We start from the raw sequence: 17,871 nt of genomic DNA, 5'->3' as shown, positions 1-17,871 counted from the left end.
TCATACTGGTCACTCCGTGAGATGAGCACAGAGTACCAAGAGTGATTTATTATGCAACCCTATAGCATTTTTATTTTTTCGAAATCACTTCGTTTTCGAGGCAGAAAAACACAGTTCGGGCGCAGTGCACAGAATTCCCTTCATGGATGAGGAAATTCCGAATTGGGCTATTGACCCAGCTCCGAGCGCGACTCAGGATCAGGACAACCGGGTATAAGGCAAGGGAACCTCAATGACTGATATGTACGCCCCCCTAAAGGCGAACGTCCACCTGCTGGGCGATATTTTAGGCGAGACCATCGAAGCTGAGCATGGCGCCGCATTTTTGAATCTGATTGAAGAGGTGCGGCAGCTGTCCAAAGCCTCTCGCCAGGGGGATACCGAGGCCCAGTCCAAGATGTTGGCACTGCTCTCCGAGCTGCCTGACGAACAGCTGGTGCCCTTTGCCAGTGCCTTTAACCAATTCCTCAACCTCGCCAACATCGCCGAGCAGTTCCACACCATCTCCCGCAACTGCGACGAGCTGGTGTGTGTACCGGACCCGGTTGATCTGCTGCTGGGTCGCCTGTTTAACGGCAAGGCCCAGCTGAAACCGGACCAGCTGATCGACGAGTTGGAAAAACTTGAGATCGACCTGGTGCTGACCGCTCACCCCACAGAGGTGACCCGTCGCACCCTGATCAGCAAATACTCCGCTCTGATCGAGTGTCTGAGCGAGCGCGAGAACCCGCAGCTCAGTGAACGCGAAACCAAGCGCAACCAGCTGCGCATGCGCCAGCTGGTTGCCCAGATCTGGCACACCAACGAGATCCGCAAGCAGCGCCCCACTCCGGTGGACGAAGCGCGCTGGGGCATGGCCACCGTCGAAACCAGCCTGTGGCATGCGGTACCGGAGTTCCTGCGCCAGTTGAATGAACAAGTCGAAGAGCACGCCGGCCGCCAACTGCCGCCGCACGTGGCGCCGGTTCGTTTCTCCAGCTGGATGGGCGGCGATCGGGACGGCAACCCCTTTGTCACCGCCAAGGTCAGCGAAGAGGTGCTGCTGCGTAACCGCTGCACTGCGACCCGCCTCTACCTGGAAGACATCAACCAGCTGATTGGCGAGCTGTCGATGACCGATTGCGACCAGGCCATCCGCGCCATGGTGGGCGATCACCGCGAACCTTACCGCATCCTGTTGCGTCAGCTGCGCGAGAAGCTGAGCGACACCCAGGATTACCTGATGGCCCGTCTTGATGGCCAACAGCCGAAAACCAACCCCAGCACCCTGATCTGGCATAAGAAAGACCTGCTCGAACCCCTTGAGCTGATCTACCAAAGCCTGCTCGATCAGGGCATGCGCCTGATCGCCAATGGCCTGCTGCTGGACACCCTGCGCCGCATCCACTGTTTCGGCCTGACCCTGGTGCGCGTCGACATCCGTCAAAGCTCCGACCGCCACGCCAGCGCCATTGCTGAGATCACCCGTTACCTGGGCCTCGGCGACTACCTGCACTGGAGCGAAGCGGAGAAGCAATCGTTCCTGCTGCGGGAACTGGCCAGCCGCCGTCCGCTGCTGCCGCACCAGTGGCAAGCCTCTGCCGATACTCAGGAGGTACTGGATACCTGCCGCCTGATTGGCCAGCAAAGCCCGGAAGCACTGGGTTCCTACGTCATCTCCATGGCCAGCGAGGCCTCCGATGTTCTGGCCGTGGCGCTGCTGCTCAAAGAGTGTGACTGCAATTTTGCCCTGCCCATCGTGCCGCTGTTCGAAACCCTCAGCGACCTCGACAACGCCCCGGCGGTGATGCGCAACCTGCTGCAGATCGACTGGTACCTGGGTTACTGCCGCGGCAAACAGCAGGTAATGATTGGTTACTCCGACTCCGCTAAGGACGCCGGGGTAATGGCCGCCTCCTGGGCCCAATACCGTGCTCAGGAAGCGCTGGTGAGTGTCTGCAAGGATGCGGGCGTAGCCCTGACCCTGTTCCATGGCCGTGGTGGCTCCATCGGCCGTGGCGGCGGCCCGGCTCACGAAGCGATCCTGTCCCAGCCCCCGGGCTCCGTAGACAGCCGTCTGCGGGTCACCGAACAGGGTGAGATGATCCGCTTTAAATTCGGCTTGCCGGAAGTGGCAGTACAGAGTCTGGCGCTCTACACCTCAGCGGTGCTTGAAGCGACCCTGCTGCCGCCATTGGCGCCCAAACCGGAGTGGCGCAGCCTGATGGACAGCATCGCGGACGATTCCGTGCGCGCTTACCGTCAAATCGTGCAGGATGAGCCAGACTTCGTCCCCTACTTCCGCGCCGCGACCCCTGAGCTGGAACTGTCCGCTCTGCCGCTGGGCAGTCGCCCGGCCAAGCGCCGTGCTGACGGCGGCGTTGAGTCCCTGCGGGCCATTCCCTGGATTTTCGCCTGGACCCAGAACCGACTGATGCTGCCTGCTTGGCTGGGCGCCGGTGAGAGTCTGCAGAACGCCATTGACCAGGGTCACCAGGAGACGCTGCAGGAGATGTTCCTGAACTGGCCGCTGTTCCGCACCCGTCTGTCGATGCTGGAGATGGTGTACGCCAAGTCCGAACCGAACCTGTCCCGTTACTACGAGCAGATCCTGGTGAAGCCTGAGTTGCATGGTCTTGGTGAGAAGCTGCGCCAAAGCCTCGAAATCGGCGTTCGCAGTGTGCTGAACCTGACTCAGGAGCAGGGCCTTATGGACCTGACGCCCTGGAACAAAGAGTCCGTTGCGCTGCGTCACCCCTACATCGATCCGCTCAACTTCCTGCAGGCGGAGCTGCTGCGTCGCTGCCGTCAGGAACCGGAAGATCCGGCTTTGCAGCAGGCGTTGATGATCACCATCGCCGGCATCGCTGCTGGCCTGCGTAACACGGGTTAACGCCATGCGTGTACTGACACTGCTGTTGGTCACACTGGGACTGGGAGGCTGTGCGGCCTCCTACTCCGTGACCGAGACGGAGCTGGAGGGCTACCTCAACAACGCCCTGCGCAAAGAGCAACGGGCCGAGTTGAATCCTGGCCTCAGCGCCACGATGACCCTCTCGGACATCGACGTGACCATTGGTGATGAGGCGGAACGCGTTGCCATCCGCACCCGCAGCAGCGTAAAGGTGAAAACACCGCTTATCCCGCTGCGTGCGGAGTTGGCGTTCACTTTCAGCGCAAAGCCTTGGTATGACTCAGATGATCACAGCGTATATCTGAAGGATGTGGCGTTGTCTGAGGTCAGTGCCAGCCCGGAAGAACTGGAGCAGCTGTTGATCCCGCTAAGCCGGGAAGCGATGCAGGTGGTTAAGCTCTATCTGGAAAACCAGCCGGTATACCAGCTGGACCAGCAGGGCTGGAAAGAGGATCTGCTGCGACAATTCGGCCGGGAACTGAAAGTCAGCCCCGGCCAGTTGGAATTTGTCCTTAAGCCGTAATCTGGCACTGCTCGACCCGATTCAGGTAGCCATATTCCGCTACCACAGGCAGGCCCAGCAGGGCCCGCCTGACCATATCCAACGCCACCGTTGCAGCCAGCAGGCGGATGGCGTTTCTGTCCCGCGCCCCCAGGTGCAGTGTCTGCGCCACACATCCCTGTTCCGTCGCCAACGCAAAGCTTACGGTGCCCACCGGTTTGGCCTCAGTGCCACCATCCGGCCCGGCAATGCCACTGATACTGACCGCCATATCAGTGCCCATACGCGTCCGCGCGCCCTGAGCCATCTCCAGCACCGTTTCCAGGGATACCGCCCCATGCTGTTGCAACGTGGCCTCTGAGACGCCCAGAAGCGCCTTTTTCGCGTCGTTGCTGTAGGTCACCAGACCCGCAACCAGATACGCCGAACTGCCGGCCAGATCGACCAGCTGACTGGCAACCATGCCACCGGTGCACGACTCCGCGGTGGCCAGAGTCTTCCCCTCAGCCAGCAGAGCCCGATGCACCGCCTCCGGCAGGGTTTTGATGTTCTCACCAATCAGCGCGTCACCCAGCGCCTCACGATAAGCGGACAACAACGGTTGCCAATCGGCCGGATCGACCGGGCGACGCTGCAACAGCTTAATCTCGATATAGGGCAAAGAGGCACGAAAGCCGAGGGTAACGCCTGGTGGCAGCGGGATGGGTTCCAACAGTTGGGCCAGGTTGGACTCCCCCTGCCCAATGGTCAGCATACGGTGCAAGCCGACGGGTACCTCAATGGGGAAGGAGGCCTTCAACCAGGGCAACAGCTGCTCATGCACCATGCGTTTCAGCTCAGAGGGCACCCCGGGGGTAAAGAAATACCAGGTACCCTGGTAGCAGGCGCGAAAACCACAGGCGGTACCCACCGGGTTGTCCACCATAGTCGCACCCTTGGGCAACAGCGCCTGCTTGCGGTTCTTATCCGACATGGTGCGGCCACGGCGCTCAAACAGCCGTGTCATGGTTTCCAGCCACTCTGCATTAAGCTCCAGAGGGACCTCAAGCAGTGTGGCCATCGCTTCAGCGCTGAGATCATCCGCAGTGGGTCCAAGCCCGCCGTTCACCAACACCACATCAGCACGACCGGCGCAGCTGCGGAAAGCCTCAACCAAATCTTCCAGACGGTCTCCCACCGTCATCCGCCTTTGCATCTCAATGCCCTGCGACATCAGAGTTTGGGCTACCCACGCCGCGTTGGTATCAATGATCTGGCCGGACAGCACCTCTTCACCGGTGCATATCATTTCAAAGCGCATGATGTTCCTTTTCATCGTATGGCGTTGGCCACACCCTAAAGGAGCGCTCAGTTGGGGACAAGTATCAGAGGAGGGAGCCGACACAGTTTTCGTCGGCCAGAAACGACAAAACCCAGCCGGAAGGCTGGGTTTTGAAGAATGGTGCTGATACCCAGATTCGAACTGGGGACCTCACCCTTACCAAGGGTGCACTCTACCAACTGAGCTATATCAGCAAATTAGGAGCCTGGCGGTGACCTACTCTCGCATGGCAACTGCCACACTACCATCGGCGCGGTCGCGTTTCACTTCTGAGTTCGGCATGGGATCAGGTGGGGCCACGACGCTATTGCCACCAGGCAAAAATCGTACAATTCGGAAAAGCTGTTTCTCGGTGTAAGGTCTTCTTACAAGGTCGGATATCCGACAAACAAAACCACTTGGGTGTTGTATGGTTAAGCCTCACGGGTCATTAGTACAGGTTAGCTCAACGCCTCACAACGCTTACACACCCTGCCTATCAACGTCGTAGTCTTCGACGGCCCTTTAGGACTCTCGAGGAGTCAGTGAGAACTCATCTTGAGGCTCGCTTCCCGCTTAGATGCTTTCAGCGGTTATCGATTCCGAACTTAGCTACCCGGCAATGCCACTGGCGTGACAACCGGAACACCAGAGGTTCGTCCACTCCGGTCCTCTCGTACTAGGAGCAGCCCCTCTCAATTCTCAAACGCCCACGGCAGATAGGGACCGAACTGTCTCACGACGTTCTGAACCCAGCTCGCGTACCACTTTAAATGGCGAACAGCCATACCCTTGGGACCGACTTCAGCCCCAGGATGTGATGAGCCGACATCGAGGTGCCAAACACCGCCGTCGATATGAACTCTTGGGCGGTATCAGCCTGTTATCCCCGGAGTACCTTTTATCCGTTGAGCGATGGCCCTTCCATTCAGAACCACCGGATCACTAAGACCTACTTTCGTACCTGCTCGACGTGTCTGTCTCGCAGTTAAGCTGGCTTATGCCTTTGCACTAACCTCATGATGTCCGACCATGATTAGCCAACCTTCGTGCTCCTCCGTTACTCTTTGGGAGGAGACCGCCCCAGTCAAACTACCCACCAGGCACTGTCCGCAATCCCGATAAGGGACCAACGTTAGAACATCAAACATACAAGGGTGGTATTTCAAGGACGGCTCCACAACGACTGGCGTCATTGCTTCAAAGCCTCCCACCTATCCTACACATGTAGGTTCAATGTTCAGTGCCAAGCTGTAGTAAAGGTTCACGGGGTCTTTCCGTCTAGCCGCGGGTACACTGCATCTTCACAGCGATTTCAATTTCACTGAGTCTCGGGTGGAGACAGCGTGGCCATCATTACGCCATTCGTGCAGGTCGGAACTTACCCGACAAGGAATTTCGCTACCTTAGGACCGTTATAGTTACGGCCGCCGTTTACCGGGGCTTCGATCAAGAGCTTCGTCCGAAAACTAACCCCATCAATTAACCTTCCGGCACCGGGCAGGCGTCACACCGTATACGTCCTCTTACGAGTTTGCACAGTGCTGTGTTTTTGATAAACAGTTGCAGCCACCTGGTATCTGCGACTCCCACTAGCTTAGAGAGCAAGTCTCATCACCGGCAGGAGCGTACCTTCTCCCGAAGTTACGGTACCATTTTGCCTAGTTCCTTCACCCGAGTTCTCTCAAGCGCCTTGGTATTCTCTACCTGACCACCAGTGTTGGTTTGGGGTACGGTTGCTAATTACCTGAAGCTTAGAAGATTTTCCTGGAAGCATGGCATCAACCACTTCACCACCGTAGTGGCTCGTCATCAGCTCTCAGCGTTATGTGAACCCGGATTTGCCTAAGTTCACCGCCTACTACCTTAAACACGGACAACCAACGCCGTGCTGGCCTAGCCTTCTCCGTCTCTCCATCGCAGTAATCAGCAGTACGGGAATATTAACCCGTTTCCCATCGACTACGTCTTTCGACCTCGCCTTAGGGGCCGACTCACCCTGCCCCGATTAACGTTGGACAGGAACCCTTGGTCTTCCGGCGAGCGGGTTTTTCACCCGCTTTAACGTTACTCATGTCAGCATTCGCACTTCTGATACGTCCACGGAACTTCTCAATTCCGCTTCAACCGCTTACAGAACGCTCCTCTACCAAGCACAACAAGTGTGCTTCCGCAGCTTCGGTGTATCGCTTAGCCCCGTTACATCTTCCGCGCAGGCCGACTCGACTAGTGAGCTATTACGCTTTCTTTAAAGGGTGGCTGCTTCTAAGCCAACCTCCTAGCTGTCTAAGCCTTCCCACATCGTTTCCCACTTAGCGATAACTTTGGGACCTTAGCTGGCGGTCTGGGTTGTTTCCCTCTCCACGACGGACGTTAGCACCCGCCGTGTGTCTCCCGTGATTGCACTCATTGGTATTCGGAGTTTGCATGGGGTTGGTAAGTCGGGATGACCCCCTAGCCCAAACAGTGCTCTACCCCCAATGGTGAGACACGAGGCGCTACCTAAATAGCTTTCGAGGAGAACCAGCTATCTCCCGGTTTGATTGGCCTTTCACCCCTAACCACAAGTCATCCGCTAATTTTGCAACATTAGTCGGTTCGGTCCTCCAGTACCTGTTACGGCACCTTCAACCTGCCCATGGCTAGATCACCGGGTTTCGGGTCTACACCCTGCAACTATGACGCCCAGTTAAGACTCGGTTTCCCTACGGCTCCCCTATTCGGTTAACCTTGCTACAGAATGTAAGTCGCTGACCCATTATACAAAAGGTACGCAGTCACCCTCGAAGGGCTCCTACTGCTTGTACGTACACGGTTTCAGGTTCTATTTCACTCCCCTCACAGGGGTTCTTTTCGCCTTTCCCTCACGGTACTGGTTCACTATCGGTCAGTCAGGAGTATTTAGCCTTGGAGGATGGTCCCCCCATGTTCAGACAAGATAACACGTGTCCCGTCCTACTCGATTTCACACTGTGGTCGTTTTCATGTACGGGGCTATCACCCTGTGTCGCCAAGCTTTCCAGCTTGTTCCACTAACTTCCTCAATGCTTAAGGGCTAATCCCCGTTCGCTCGCCGCTACTAAGGGAATCTCGGTTGATTTCTTTTCCTCTGGGTACTTAGATGTTTCAGTTCCCCAGGTTCGCCTCAGTTACCTATGTATTCAGTAACTGATGACACCTTATGGTGCCGGGTTTCCCCATTCGGACATCTCAGACTCAAGTGGCTCTTACCGCCTCATCTGAGCTTTTCGCAGGTTAGCACGTCCTTCATCGCCTCTGACTGCCAAGGCATCCACCGTGTACGCTTAGTCGCTTAACCATACAACCCCAAGGGGTCTTGCTTGAGCTTTGGTAGAACCAAATCTCGTTGCAACCGTAATGAGCTTTGCAAAGCACATTACGCATATGACGCAACCAAATGTTTCGTTATTCAGCTTTACGCTGAATCGCCGGATATCAAGACACTTGCAAGAAGTTTACTCTTACAATTTCTCGAGAAATTTATCAGCTTATCCAAATTGTTAAAGAGCAAGGCTTAAAAAAGCCAAAGGTAAATTATGCAATTTATCTTTGGCCTCTTATTCCCTAAGAGTAAGTGGTGGAGCTAAGCGGGATCGAACCGCTGACCTCCTGCGTGCAAAGCAGGCGCTCTCCCAGCTGAGCTATAGCCCCATACCGTGTGGCGAACCAATCCAGAAGATTGGTGGGTCTGAGTAGATTTGAACTACCGACCTCACCCTTATCAGGGGTGCGCTCTAACCAACTGAGCTACAGACCCATCGCCGTGCGCTGCAATTGCAGCCACTCTCTACTTTTCGTCAGACAATCTGTGTGAACACTCGACGCAGGCAAGAATTCATGTCGTTAAGGAGGTGATCCAGCCCCAGGTTCCCCTAGGGCTACCTTGTTACGACTTCACCCCAGTCATGAACCACAAAGTGGTGAGCGTCCTCCCGAAGGTTAAACTACCCACTTCTTTTGCAGCCCACTCCCATGGTGTGACGGGCGGTGTGTACAAGGCCCGGGAACGTATTCACCGTGGCATTCTGATCCACGATTACTAGCGATTCCGACTTCATGGAGTCGAGTTGCAGACTCCAATCCGGACTACGACCAGCTTTATGGGATTGGCTCACTCTCGCGAGTTGGCAACCCTTTGTACTGACCATTGTAGCACGTGTGTAGCCCTACCCGTAAGGGCCATGATGACTTGACGTCGTCCCCACCTTCCTCCGGTTTATCACCGGCAGTCTCCCATGAGTTCCCGCCATTACGCGCTGGCAACATAGGACAAGGGTTGCGCTCGTTGCGGGACTTAACCCAACATTTCACAACACGAGCTGACGACAGCCATGCAGCACCTGTCTCAGAGTTCCCGAAGGCACCAAACCATCTCTGGTAAGTTCTCTGGATGTCAAGGGTAGGTAAGGTTCTTCGCGTTGCATCGAATTAAACCACATGCTCCACCGCTTGTGCGGGCCCCCGTCAATTCATTTGAGTTTTAACCTTGCGGCCGTACTCCCCAGGCGGTCTATTTAATGCGTTAGCTTTGGAACCCACGACTCAAGGTCACAGACTCCTAATAGACATCGTTTACGGCGTGGACTACCAGGGTATCTAATCCTGTTTGCTCCCCACGCTTTCGCATCTGAGCGTCAGTCTCTTGCCAGGGGGCCGCCTTCGCCACTGGTATTCCTTCAGATCTCTACGCATTTCACCGCTACACCTGAAATTCTACCCCCCTCTCAAGGACTCTAGCCAAGCAGTATCAAATGCAATTCCCAGGTTAAGCCCGGGGCTTTCACATCTGACTGACTTGGCCGCCTGCATGCGCTTTACGCCCAGTAATTCCGATTAACGCTCGCACCCTCCGTATTACCGCGGCTGCTGGCACGGAGTTAGCCGGTGCTTCTTCTGCGAGTAACGTCACAGCTAGCGGGTATTAACCACTAACCTTTCCTCCTCGCTGAAAGTGCTTTACAACCCGAAGGCCTTCTTCACACACGCGGCATGGCTGCATCAGGCTTTCGCCCATTGTGCAATATTCCCCACTGCTGCCTCCCGTAGGAGTCTGGGCCGTGTCTCAGTCCCAGTGTGGCTGATCATCCTCTCAAACCAGCTAGAGATCGTCGCCTTGGTGAGCCATTACCTCACCAACTAGCTAATCTCACTTAGGCTTATCCAATCGCGCAAGGTCCGAAGAGCCCCTGCTTTCCCCCGTAGGGCGTATGCGGTATTAGCAGTCGTTTCCAACTGTTGTCCCCCTCGACTGGGCAAATTCCTAAGCATTACTCACCCGTCCGCCGCTCGCCGCCCAACAAATCCCCCGAAGGTTCAATGTTGTCGCTGCCGCTCGACTTGCATGTGTTAGGCCTGCCGCCAGCGTTCAATCTGAGCCATGATCAAACTCTTCAATTAAAGATTTTGATTTGCTTCCGTAGAAGCTACTCAATGAATACTGAATTAACTTGGTGTCACTCAGTAGCATCGAGAAAATGATGATTTCTCAACACTGCGTGAGTGCCCACACAGATTGTCTGACAAATTGTTAAAGAGCGTCGCTTCGTTTTCTTACCGAAGCGGGATGCGCATTCTACGCTGTCCCTTAGTGAAGTCAAGCATTTTTTCGTTCTTTCGAAGCGAAGCGTTGAACTTCAAAACTTCAGGTTTTGTGCCTTTCGGCTCCTTCCCTGAAGCGGAGCGCCATTTTACTCAGTTAACTCATCGGGTCAAGCCCTTTTTGATGAAGTTTATTGAGTGGCTGCTGCCTTGTTAACCGGTGGCTCTGCGCTTGGCCGCCTTCCCCGTCAACGTGAGGGCGCATTATAGGGAGGGATTTTACGGGTGCAATACCCAAATGAATGATCACGGATCGATTGATGCTTCTTTGAGCTGATCCGTGATCATTGTGGGATCCAGGTCCGCTTTACTGGGACTTGGCCGCCGGCAGATAGCGCTCCATCACCTCACGCACAGCCGCATTGTCCCAATCGACAAAACTGCGCACGAAGGCCACAAGACGCCCCTGCTCATCCAGGATATAGGTGGCCGGAACCAGATCGGTAGGCACGATCTGCCCCATGGCATTGACGGAGTCATACCAGGTACGGAACTCCGGCAACTCCAGCTGGTTGAGGAACGGCTGCACCACGGCAGGATCGTAATCGATGGCGATCGGCACCACCTTCAGACCCCGGGCTTCGAAATCCGCACGGAAGCGCGCCAGTGACGGCAGCTCACGGACACACGGCGGACACCAGGTCGCCCACAGGTTGATCATCACCGGTTGGCCTTTCAGATCGGACAGCTGAATCGGCTGACCATCGGGTGCCACCAGCTGAACGCTGTCGAGGTCCTGGGGTTTGCTCAGGTGAATAAAGCGGGACAAAGCCGGGTCTTCTGCCACCTTAGTCGCGCCCGGATACGCAAAGGCGCTGCTCGAGAGCAGCGCCAATACCAAATACACAACGACTTTCATCAGGCGTTCTTGTCCTGGTCCAGCAGTTTAGCCAGCTTCGCCTCATCGTCGGCGCTGACCTCCACTGTGCCACCGGATTGCTGACGCTGACTGCGAACGAACGCGAACAGTGCCAGGCCACCAACAACAAAGAACGCTACCGGACCCAGCCACAGCACGTAGGTGCGCGCATCAAAGGCCGGCTTGTAACGAACGAAGTCACCGTAACGCTGGGTGAAGTAACCCACGATCTCATCGTTGCTCTTACCCTGATCGACCATTTCATACACCTGAAGGCGCATATCTTTGGCGATGGGCGAGTTGGAGTCGTGCAGGTTCTGGTTCTGACACTGCGGACAACGCAGCTCAGCGGCCAGTTTCACACCACGCTCACGGTTGGCGTCGTTCTTAAACTCGTAAGTATCAATGGGGGTAGCATGCACCGCCCCCGCAAACAGCATGATCGCGACCAGCTGGAACAAACGTTTCATCAGGAGTTCCCCTCTGCTGCCGCTTCAGCACGGATCTGCTGGATCAGCGGCATAAAGTCCTTGGCCCACACCTGCGGCTCAAGCACACCGGCAAAGCGGTGACGCACGATGCCGTTGTGGTCTACCACAAAGGTCTCCGGCGCGCCGTACACACCCATATCAAAAGAGAGAGTGCCTTCCGGGTCGAAGATGTTGCGAGTGTAAGGATCACCACTCTGCGCCAGATAGCGGATCGCCAGATCACGCTCGTCACGGTAGTTGACGCCGTAGATCTTAATGGCGCCCTGGCGCTGGAGTTGGTTCAGGAACGGGTGCTCATACTTACAGGAGGGACACCAGGTGGCCCACACGTTGATGAGGTACACGTCGCCCAACAGATCCTCGTTGGTGATCTTAACGCCCGCGTCTTCCAGTGTTTCCAGTTCAAAGGTGGGCACCGGGTTGCCCACCAGCACGGAATCCAGTTTAGAGGGGTCAAGGAACAACCCCTTAAACAGGAACACACTCAATCCCAGAAAGATGAACAGCGGTACAAAGAGTGCTGCGCGTTTCATGCTCTATTTTTCCTTACGCGTTCGCCAGTTTCGCATTCGCGGCCGGCGCAGGTTTCTTAGCGCGGATCCGCTTGTCAGTGGCGGCAACAATACCACCCACCATCATCAGGATGGAGCCGATCCACAGCCAACGAACCATCGGCTTGTAGTTCAGACGGACCGCATAGTGAGTCGCATCCAGCGGGTCACCCATGGTCACGTACAGGTCGCGGAAGAAGCCCCAGTCGATACCGGCTTCAGTCATGTCCATGGTGCGGACATTGTACTGACGGCGATCCGGGTACAGGGTGGTCACGTAGTCGCCGTCTTGGGTAACAGTCACCACGCCCTGCTCGGCGGTGTAGTTCGGACCCTGAACCATACGAGTCTGCTCGTAGGTAAAGGTGTAACCCGCCAGGCTCTCGCTGATGCCCGGGCCCATGCGCACAGAGCGCTCAGACTCGAAGTGTGACACCACGGTGCCACCAACGATGGCCATAGCGATACCCAGGTGGGCAATCTGCATGCCTACGTAGGAACGGGTGATGCGGCGCATGGTGAAGCTGCCATCGGTGTCACGGCATTCACGGATGAGGCCTTGCACCAAGGTGGCGGTGATCCAGGTGGCGGTGAACAGACCAGCGAAGATCCAGCCATTCAGTTTGCCGCCAATCAGCAGCGGAGCGGCAATGGCCACAACGATGGCAACGATCAGGGACGGCAGCAGACGCTTCAGCTCACCCTCTTTCGCTTTCTTCCAGCGAATGAACGGACCGATACCCATGAACACGAACATCACCAGGACGATCGGGTTAAACACGGTATTAAAGTACGGAGGTCCTACAGAGATCTGGCCCAGGCCCAGCGCATCACCCAGCAGCGGGTACAGGGTACCCAGCAGTACGGAACCGGTGGCGACCACCAGCAGTACGTTACAGAGCAGCAGCATGGTCTCTTTGGACAGCAGCTCGAAGCGGGACGGCGACGCCAGTTCGGTGGCACGCAATGCGAACAGCATCAGTGAACCGCCAATGGTCAAACCCAGCAGGATCAGGATGAACAGACCACGGGACGGGTCAGCCGCAAAGGAGTGCACGGAAGTCAGTACACCGGAACGAACCAGGAAGGTGCCCAGCAGTGACAGGGAGAAGGTGAAGATGGCCAGCAGAATGGTCCAGTTGCGGAAGGTACCGCGCTTCTCAGTCACAATCAGGGAGTGGATCAGGGCAGTACCAACCAGCCAAGGCATAAAGGAGGCGTTTTCTACCGGATCCCAGAACCACCAACCGCCCCAGCCCAGCTCGTAGTAAGCCCACCAGGAGCCCAGAGCGATACCGGCGGTCAGGAAGGCCCAGGCAGCCAGTGCCCACGGACGGGACCAACGAGCCCAGGCGGAGTCGAGACGACCGCTCATCAGGGCCGCAATCGCAAAGGCGAAGGTCACGGAGAAGCCAACGTAACCGAGGTACAGCAGCGGCGGGTGGAAGATCAGACCCACGTCCTGCAGCATCGGGTTCAGGTCACGGCCCTCCATCGGCACGTTCGGCAGCAGACGCTCAAACGGGCTGGAGGTGAACAGCATAAACAGGGCAAAGCCCACAATGATCATGCCGAGCACGGACAGAACGCGGGCGGTAAACGCTTCTTCCAAACCTTTACTGAAGGCGGAAACGGTCGCAGCCCAGATGGAGATGGAGAAGGTCCAGAACAGCAGGGAGCCCTCGTGGCCACCCCAGATCGCAGCGATCTTAAAGTAGACCGGCAGATGACTGTTGGAGTTGTGCGCCACGTAGGCGACAGAGAAATCGTCGGTGGCAAAGGCGTAGCCCAAGCAAACGACAGAGAGTGCCATAAAGAGACACATGCCATAGGCCATGGGGCGGGCGAAACTCACCAAATAGGCGTCCTTGCGTGCGACGCCAATCAGGGGCACAACGGCGAGCAATGCCGCAAATGCCAACCCAATGATGAGCGAGTAATGTCCTAGTTCCGGAACCATCAGCTTACCTCGGTGGAGTGTTATCCATATCAGCCCACAACCGCTGTTGCGGAACTGTGAATTGGGGTCATTGGTGCCATTCTAGGCAGGTTACCCTGCGTTGTCTGCCGTAATCTTCCCGTTTTGCCGATGCAGTTCACATCATGTCCTGACTGGCTTTAGGGTTTTTACGAGCTTGGCCGGGACCCCGGTCATGCGTTGGATCGCCCCGTTTTCAAAAAGTTTCGTCCACTTACGAATTTACTGAATGAACTGTGACCGCACCCTCAAACCGCTTCACAGGGCCTAAGTGGCACTGAGAGAGCCCTGTTCAACCCTCGCGCTTGCCGTATAATCCTTCTTCAATCGGGTTGCCTCATCGATTTAATATCGACGGTGCAACGGTTACCGCTTCGCTTCAATAGAGATAGCTATGACAACTTTTTGGTTCGGTATTGCAGTGCTTTCCGCACTGGCTCTGTTCACCATTTGGCTGCCATTCTGGCGTCGTCAGAAGGCTCTGGCGGCCGCATCGGATGCTCAGGTGCGTAAACAGACTAACCTCAGCCTGTTCAACGAGCGCCTCAAGGAATTAGAAACGGATCTGGCGGAAGGGCGGATCAACGAGCAAGAGTTCGAAGACTTCAAAAAAGAGCTGCAGTTGAACCTGCTGCAAAACACCGAGCAAGAGGACCACGTCCTCGACGCCAAGAAGCCGAGCATCCTCTGGCCGGCCATCATGAGTGTTGCCCTGCTGGCCGTAGCCGGTTACACCTACCACGACCTCGGCCGCTACAGCGACTGGCAAAACGCCCAGGTTGGCGGCAATGACCCGCATGCCGGCATGAATCCGGACCAGCTGATGCAGATGCGCCTGGCCCAGATGGAGCAAGCGGTCCAAGCCGACCCGAGCAACAGCCAGGCCTGGTTCTCCCTCGGCCACGCTTACATCTCTGCCAGCCAGTACACCAAGGCCATCGAAGCGTTTGATACCGTTATGAGCCTGGTTGGCGAACACGCCGAACTGCTGGGCCCGAAAGCCACCGCCATGTACTACCTCAACGGTCAGAAGATGAACCCTGAAATTCAGGGCATCGTTGAGAAAGCCCTGGCTGATGACAACAAAGACCCCTCTACCCGCCTGCTGCTGGGTATGGACGCCTTCTTTAACGCCAACTACGAAACCGCCATCGAACACTGGGAGATCATCCTCACCAGCCCGCGTGAAGACGTAGACCGTCAGGCGATTCTGGGTGCCATCTCTCAAGCCCGCATGCATCTGGAACAGAGTGGTGCCGCCATGGGTGGTGAAACCGCCGCGCCGGAACAGGCTGCCACCACTGGCAAAACCCTGACCGTGACTGTGGAACTGGCTGACGCAGTGAAAGCCCAGGCCAACCAGTCCGACTCTCTGTTCCTGTTTGCCCGCCCGGTTTCCGGCCCGGCCATGCCGGTTGCCGTTGCCCGCCTGAACGTGGCTGACCTGCCGACTCAAGTGGTTTTGGATGACAGCACCGCCATGTCTCCGGACATGGTGATCAGCGCCCACAGCCAGGTGAACCTGGTGGCCACCATCAACCACGATGGCAGCCCGGCCCCGACCCCGGGCGACCTGCTGGGTGAACTGAACGCCGTTGATCTCGGCACTCAGGTCACTCTGGTTATCGACACCATCGTCGAATAACACCGGAACGACACGCACAAAAAAGCCTGGCATTTGCCAGGCTTTTTTTATTCGTACACTGCGCTTATTTGGCCATGTACTCGATGGCGGCCTTCAGGTCCTCATCGGTGCAATCCATGCACATGCCACCCGGGGGCATAGCGTTCAGGCCGGTTTTAACGCTGCTTACCAGGGCATCCATACCTTTGCCCAGGCGCGGCTCCCAGGCCGCTGCGTCTTTCACTTTCGGTGCACCAGCGATGCCCATTTCATGGCAGGTCTTACACGCCTTCTGGTATACCGCTTCACCGTCTTGGGCCATCACGTTGCTGGCCATGGTCAGGCTGGCCACAGCGGCCAGAGCAACAATCTTCTTCATTTTCTCTTCCAATCCGTTGACGTTGACATATTCAGCACAGGGCATGGATACACGCCAGCGCTGACCGAAGGGTATCACAGGGTTCACAGTTTTACACCCACGTTGCTTTAGATCGCATTTTGGAGCGAACAGTGAAACCCATCGGCCACGCTGTGGTCACATCAGAGGACGCTGGCACGTCAGTACCGCAACTGTTAGGTGGCTCACATCTCAGGGAAAGGAGTGACAATATTTGCCAGATAAGAACGGATTTGGGAGCTTATTCGGTGATCGCTCCGCCCCCTATGTTAAAATCCGACCCATATCAACCGGCCTGAACACCCGAGGACTAGGTGACAGAAGCATCCCGCACACCGCTGTTGACTGCCCAGGCGCTGACCTGCATCCGTGAAGAACGGATCCTGTTCGACGAACTGAGCTTTGATATTCACCCTGGTGACATCATCCAGATCGAAGGACCCAACGGCGCCGGAAAGAGCAGCCTGTTGCGCATCCTCGCCGGTCTGTCCCGTCCCTACGCCGGCCAGGTGCATTACTGTGGCGAGCGTATCGAGGACGTCCGTGATGACTATCACGCCGACTTGCTGTTCCTCGGCCACCTGCCTGGCGTTAAAGGCGAACTCACCGCCGAAGAGAACCTCGAGTTCAACCTCAAGATTGCCGGCTACGCCGATGCTCCCATCCACGACACCCTGGCCAAGGTCAATCTGACCGGCTTTGAAGAGCACCCGGCCGGCCACCTGTCCGCGGGTCAGCATCGTCGTATCGCCCTCGCCCGCCTCTGGCACACTCAATCCAAAATCTGGATCCTCGATGAGCCGTTAACCGCCATCGACAAACGAGGCGTGCAGGAGCTGGAGCAACTGTTTATGCAACACGCCGATAATGGCGGGTGCGTGATCCTCACCACTCACCAGGATCTGCAGCTGGTTTCTGGCGACCGTCTGCGCAAGCTTCGGCTTGACTACCAATTTGTTTAGGGAAGCGACCAATGCGTCAGATTAACTATCGCCAAGCGTTCACCACGGTACTGAAGCGGGACCTTCAGATCGCGTTCCGCCACAGCGGTGATATCTTCAACCCGTTGATGTTCTTCGTCATGGTGGTCACCCTGTTTCCGCTGGGTATTGGCCCTGAGCCAAACACCCTGACCCGAATCGCGCCCGGCATCATCTGGGTGGCCGCGTTGCTGTCCGCCATGCTGTCGCTGGAGCGCCTGTTCAAATCCGACTACAGCGACGGTGCGCTGGAGCAGATGATGCTCAGCCCCCAGCCGTTAGCGCTCATGGTGCTGGCCAAAGTACTGGCCCACTGGCTGGTGACTGGCGTGCCGCTGATCCTGGCCGCCCCGCTGCTCGCGGTACTGCTGCACCTGGATGAAAACAGCTACGGTGCTCTGATGGCCACTCTGGCCGTCGGCACTCCCATCTTGTCCCTGCTGGGGGCAATCGGCGTCGCCCTGACCGTAGGGCTTCGCAAAGGCGGTGTTTTGCTCAGCCTGCTGATCCTGCCGCTGTACATTCCCGTTTTGATTTTCGCGACCAGCGCCATTGATGCTGCGTCCATGAACATGCCCTTTACTGGCCATCTGGCCATTCTCGCGGCTATGTTAGTGGGCTCTCTGGTTCTGGCACCCGTTGCCATCGGCGCATCCCTAAGAGTGAGTACAAACTGA

11 protein-coding genes, 3 tRNA genes and 3 rRNA genes are annotated in these 17,871 nt (G+C 56.7%); 5 read left to right on the top strand and 12 right to left on the bottom strand.

Translation table 11 applies throughout. The features are described 5' to 3' along the window. The first annotated feature begins 232 nt into the window (after positions 1-232). Positions 233-2,872, top strand: coding sequence for a phosphoenolpyruvate carboxylase (ppc, locus tag FBAL_RS01645; RefSeq protein WP_013343829.1), 2,640 nt, complete (start codon positions 233-235; stop codon positions 2,870-2,872). A 4-nt stretch (positions 2,873-2,876) separates the two neighbouring features. Next, positions 2,877-3,416, top strand: coding sequence for a YceB family lipoprotein (locus tag FBAL_RS01640; RefSeq protein WP_013343828.1), 540 nt, complete (start codon positions 2,877-2,879; stop codon positions 3,414-3,416). Here FBAL_RS01640 and FBAL_RS01635 read toward each other — a convergent pair. The 11 genes from FBAL_RS01635 to FBAL_RS01585 form a co-directional block, all read right to left on the bottom strand. Beyond that, positions 3,406-4,695 (bottom strand): CinA family nicotinamide mononucleotide deamidase-related protein, encoded by a 1,290-nt coding sequence (locus tag FBAL_RS01635; protein ID WP_013343827.1) that lies wholly within the window; start codon positions 4,693-4,695, stop codon positions 3,406-3,408. The genes FBAL_RS01640 and FBAL_RS01635 overlap by 11 nt on opposite strands. A 139-nt stretch (positions 4,696-4,834) precedes the next feature. Then, a tRNA-Thr gene (locus FBAL_RS01630) sits at positions 4,835-4,910 on the bottom strand. Between the two features lie 9 nt (positions 4,911-4,919). After that, positions 4,920-5,034: ribosomal RNA gene (gene rrf, locus FBAL_RS01625) — 5S ribosomal RNA — on the bottom strand. Positions 5,035-5,125: 91 nt separating this feature from the next. Beyond that, a 23S ribosomal RNA gene (locus FBAL_RS01620) occupies positions 5,126-8,014 on the bottom strand. Between the two features lie 277 nt (positions 8,015-8,291). Beyond that, positions 8,292-8,367, bottom strand: a tRNA-Ala gene (locus FBAL_RS01615). 29 nt (positions 8,368-8,396) lie between these two features. Next, a tRNA-Ile gene (locus tag FBAL_RS01610) sits at positions 8,397-8,473 on the bottom strand. An 87-nt stretch (positions 8,474-8,560) separates the two neighbouring features. After that, positions 8,561-10,113, bottom strand: a 16S ribosomal RNA gene (locus FBAL_RS01605). Together the 16S, 23S and 5S rRNA genes with 3 tRNA genes alongside form the textbook arrangement of a ribosomal RNA operon. A gap of 508 nt (positions 10,114-10,621) precedes the next feature. After that, positions 10,622-11,173 carry a TlpA disulfide reductase family protein gene (locus FBAL_RS01600; RefSeq protein ID WP_013343826.1) on the bottom strand — a complete coding sequence of 184 codons (552 nt, stop codon included), beginning with the start codon at positions 11,171-11,173 and terminating at the stop codon, positions 10,622-10,624. Beyond that, complete coding sequence (locus FBAL_RS01595; protein WP_013343825.1) at positions 11,173-11,643, bottom strand: cytochrome c-type biogenesis protein; 471 nt, start codon at positions 11,641-11,643, stop codon at positions 11,173-11,175. Before FBAL_RS01595 ends, FBAL_RS01600 begins: the two co-directional genes overlap by 1 nt. Beyond that, entirely contained in the window at positions 11,643-12,197 is a 555-nt protein-coding gene (locus FBAL_RS01590; protein ID WP_013343824.1) for a DsbE family thiol:disulfide interchange protein, read from the bottom strand. The genes FBAL_RS01595 and FBAL_RS01590 overlap by 1 nt, the downstream gene beginning before the upstream one ends. A 13-nt stretch (positions 12,198-12,210) precedes the next feature. After that, positions 12,211-14,175, bottom strand: coding sequence for a heme lyase CcmF/NrfE family subunit (locus FBAL_RS01585; protein WP_013343823.1), 1,965 nt, complete (start codon positions 14,173-14,175; stop codon positions 12,211-12,213). A gap of 412 nt (positions 14,176-14,587) precedes the next feature. Here FBAL_RS01585 and ccmI point away from each other — a divergent pair, with 412 nt between their 5' ends. After that, on the top strand, positions 14,588-15,838 hold the full coding sequence (gene ccmI, locus FBAL_RS01580; protein WP_013343822.1) for a c-type cytochrome biogenesis protein CcmI: 1,251 nt from the start codon (positions 14,588-14,590) through the stop codon (positions 15,836-15,838). Positions 15,839-15,902: 64 nt separating this feature from the next. On the opposite strand, the gene FBAL_RS01575 is transcribed toward ccmI, so the two are convergent. After that, positions 15,903-16,196: a c-type cytochrome gene (locus FBAL_RS01575; protein WP_013343821.1), complete on the bottom strand. Its 294-nt coding sequence runs from the start codon at positions 16,194-16,196 to the stop codon at positions 15,903-15,905. A gap of 332 nt (positions 16,197-16,528) precedes the next feature. Here FBAL_RS01575 and ccmA point away from each other — a divergent pair, with 332 nt between their 5' ends. Both ccmA and ccmB read left to right on the top strand, forming a co-directional pair. Further along, complete coding sequence (gene ccmA, locus FBAL_RS01570) at positions 16,529-17,176, top strand: cytochrome c biogenesis heme-transporting ATPase CcmA (RefSeq protein ID WP_013343820.1); 648 nt, start codon at positions 16,529-16,531, stop codon at positions 17,174-17,176. A gap of 11 nt (positions 17,177-17,187) precedes the next feature. After that, complete coding sequence (gene ccmB, locus FBAL_RS01565; protein ID WP_013343819.1) at positions 17,188-17,871, top strand: heme exporter protein CcmB; 684 nt, start codon at positions 17,188-17,190, stop codon at positions 17,869-17,871.

This window comes from Ferrimonas balearica DSM 9799 (assembly GCF_000148645.1).
In the GTDB taxonomy this organism is placed as follows: Bacteria; Pseudomonadota; Gammaproteobacteria; order Enterobacterales; family Shewanellaceae; genus Ferrimonas; species Ferrimonas balearica.
The sequence above is the reverse complement of the archived record's forward strand: the minus strand, read 5'-3'. Positions and strand labels throughout refer to the sequence as shown.

Bases quoted from the DNA above. Each gene is read 5' to 3' on its own strand.
- ppc (WP_013343829.1), top strand. From the start codon at position 233: ATGACTGATATGTACGCCCCCCTAAAGGCGAACGTCCACCTGCTGGGC.
- FBAL_RS01640 (WP_013343828.1), top strand. From the start codon at position 2,877: ATGCGTGTACTGACACTGCTGTTGGTCACACTGGGACTGGGAGGCTGT.
- FBAL_RS01635 (WP_013343827.1), bottom strand. From the start codon at position 4,695: ATGCGCTTTGAAATGATATGCACCGGTGAAGAGGTGCTGTCCGGCCAG.
- FBAL_RS01600 (WP_013343826.1), bottom strand. From the start codon at position 11,173: ATGAAAGTCGTTGTGTATTTGGTATTGGCGCTGCTCTCGAGCAGCGCC.
- FBAL_RS01595 (WP_013343825.1), bottom strand. From the start codon at position 11,643: ATGAAACGTTTGTTCCAGCTGGTCGCGATCATGCTGTTTGCGGGGGCG.
- FBAL_RS01590 (WP_013343824.1), bottom strand. From the start codon at position 12,197: ATGAAACGCGCAGCACTCTTTGTACCGCTGTTCATCTTTCTGGGATTG.
- FBAL_RS01585 (WP_013343823.1), bottom strand. From the start codon at position 14,175: ATGGTTCCGGAACTAGGACATTACTCGCTCATCATTGGGTTGGCATTT.
- ccmI (WP_013343822.1), top strand. From the start codon at position 14,588: ATGACAACTTTTTGGTTCGGTATTGCAGTGCTTTCCGCACTGGCTCTG.
- FBAL_RS01575 (WP_013343821.1), bottom strand. From the start codon at position 16,196: ATGAAGAAGATTGTTGCTCTGGCCGCTGTGGCCAGCCTGACCATGGCC.
- ccmB (WP_013343819.1), top strand. From the start codon at position 17,188: ATGCGTCAGATTAACTATCGCCAAGCGTTCACCACGGTACTGAAGCGG.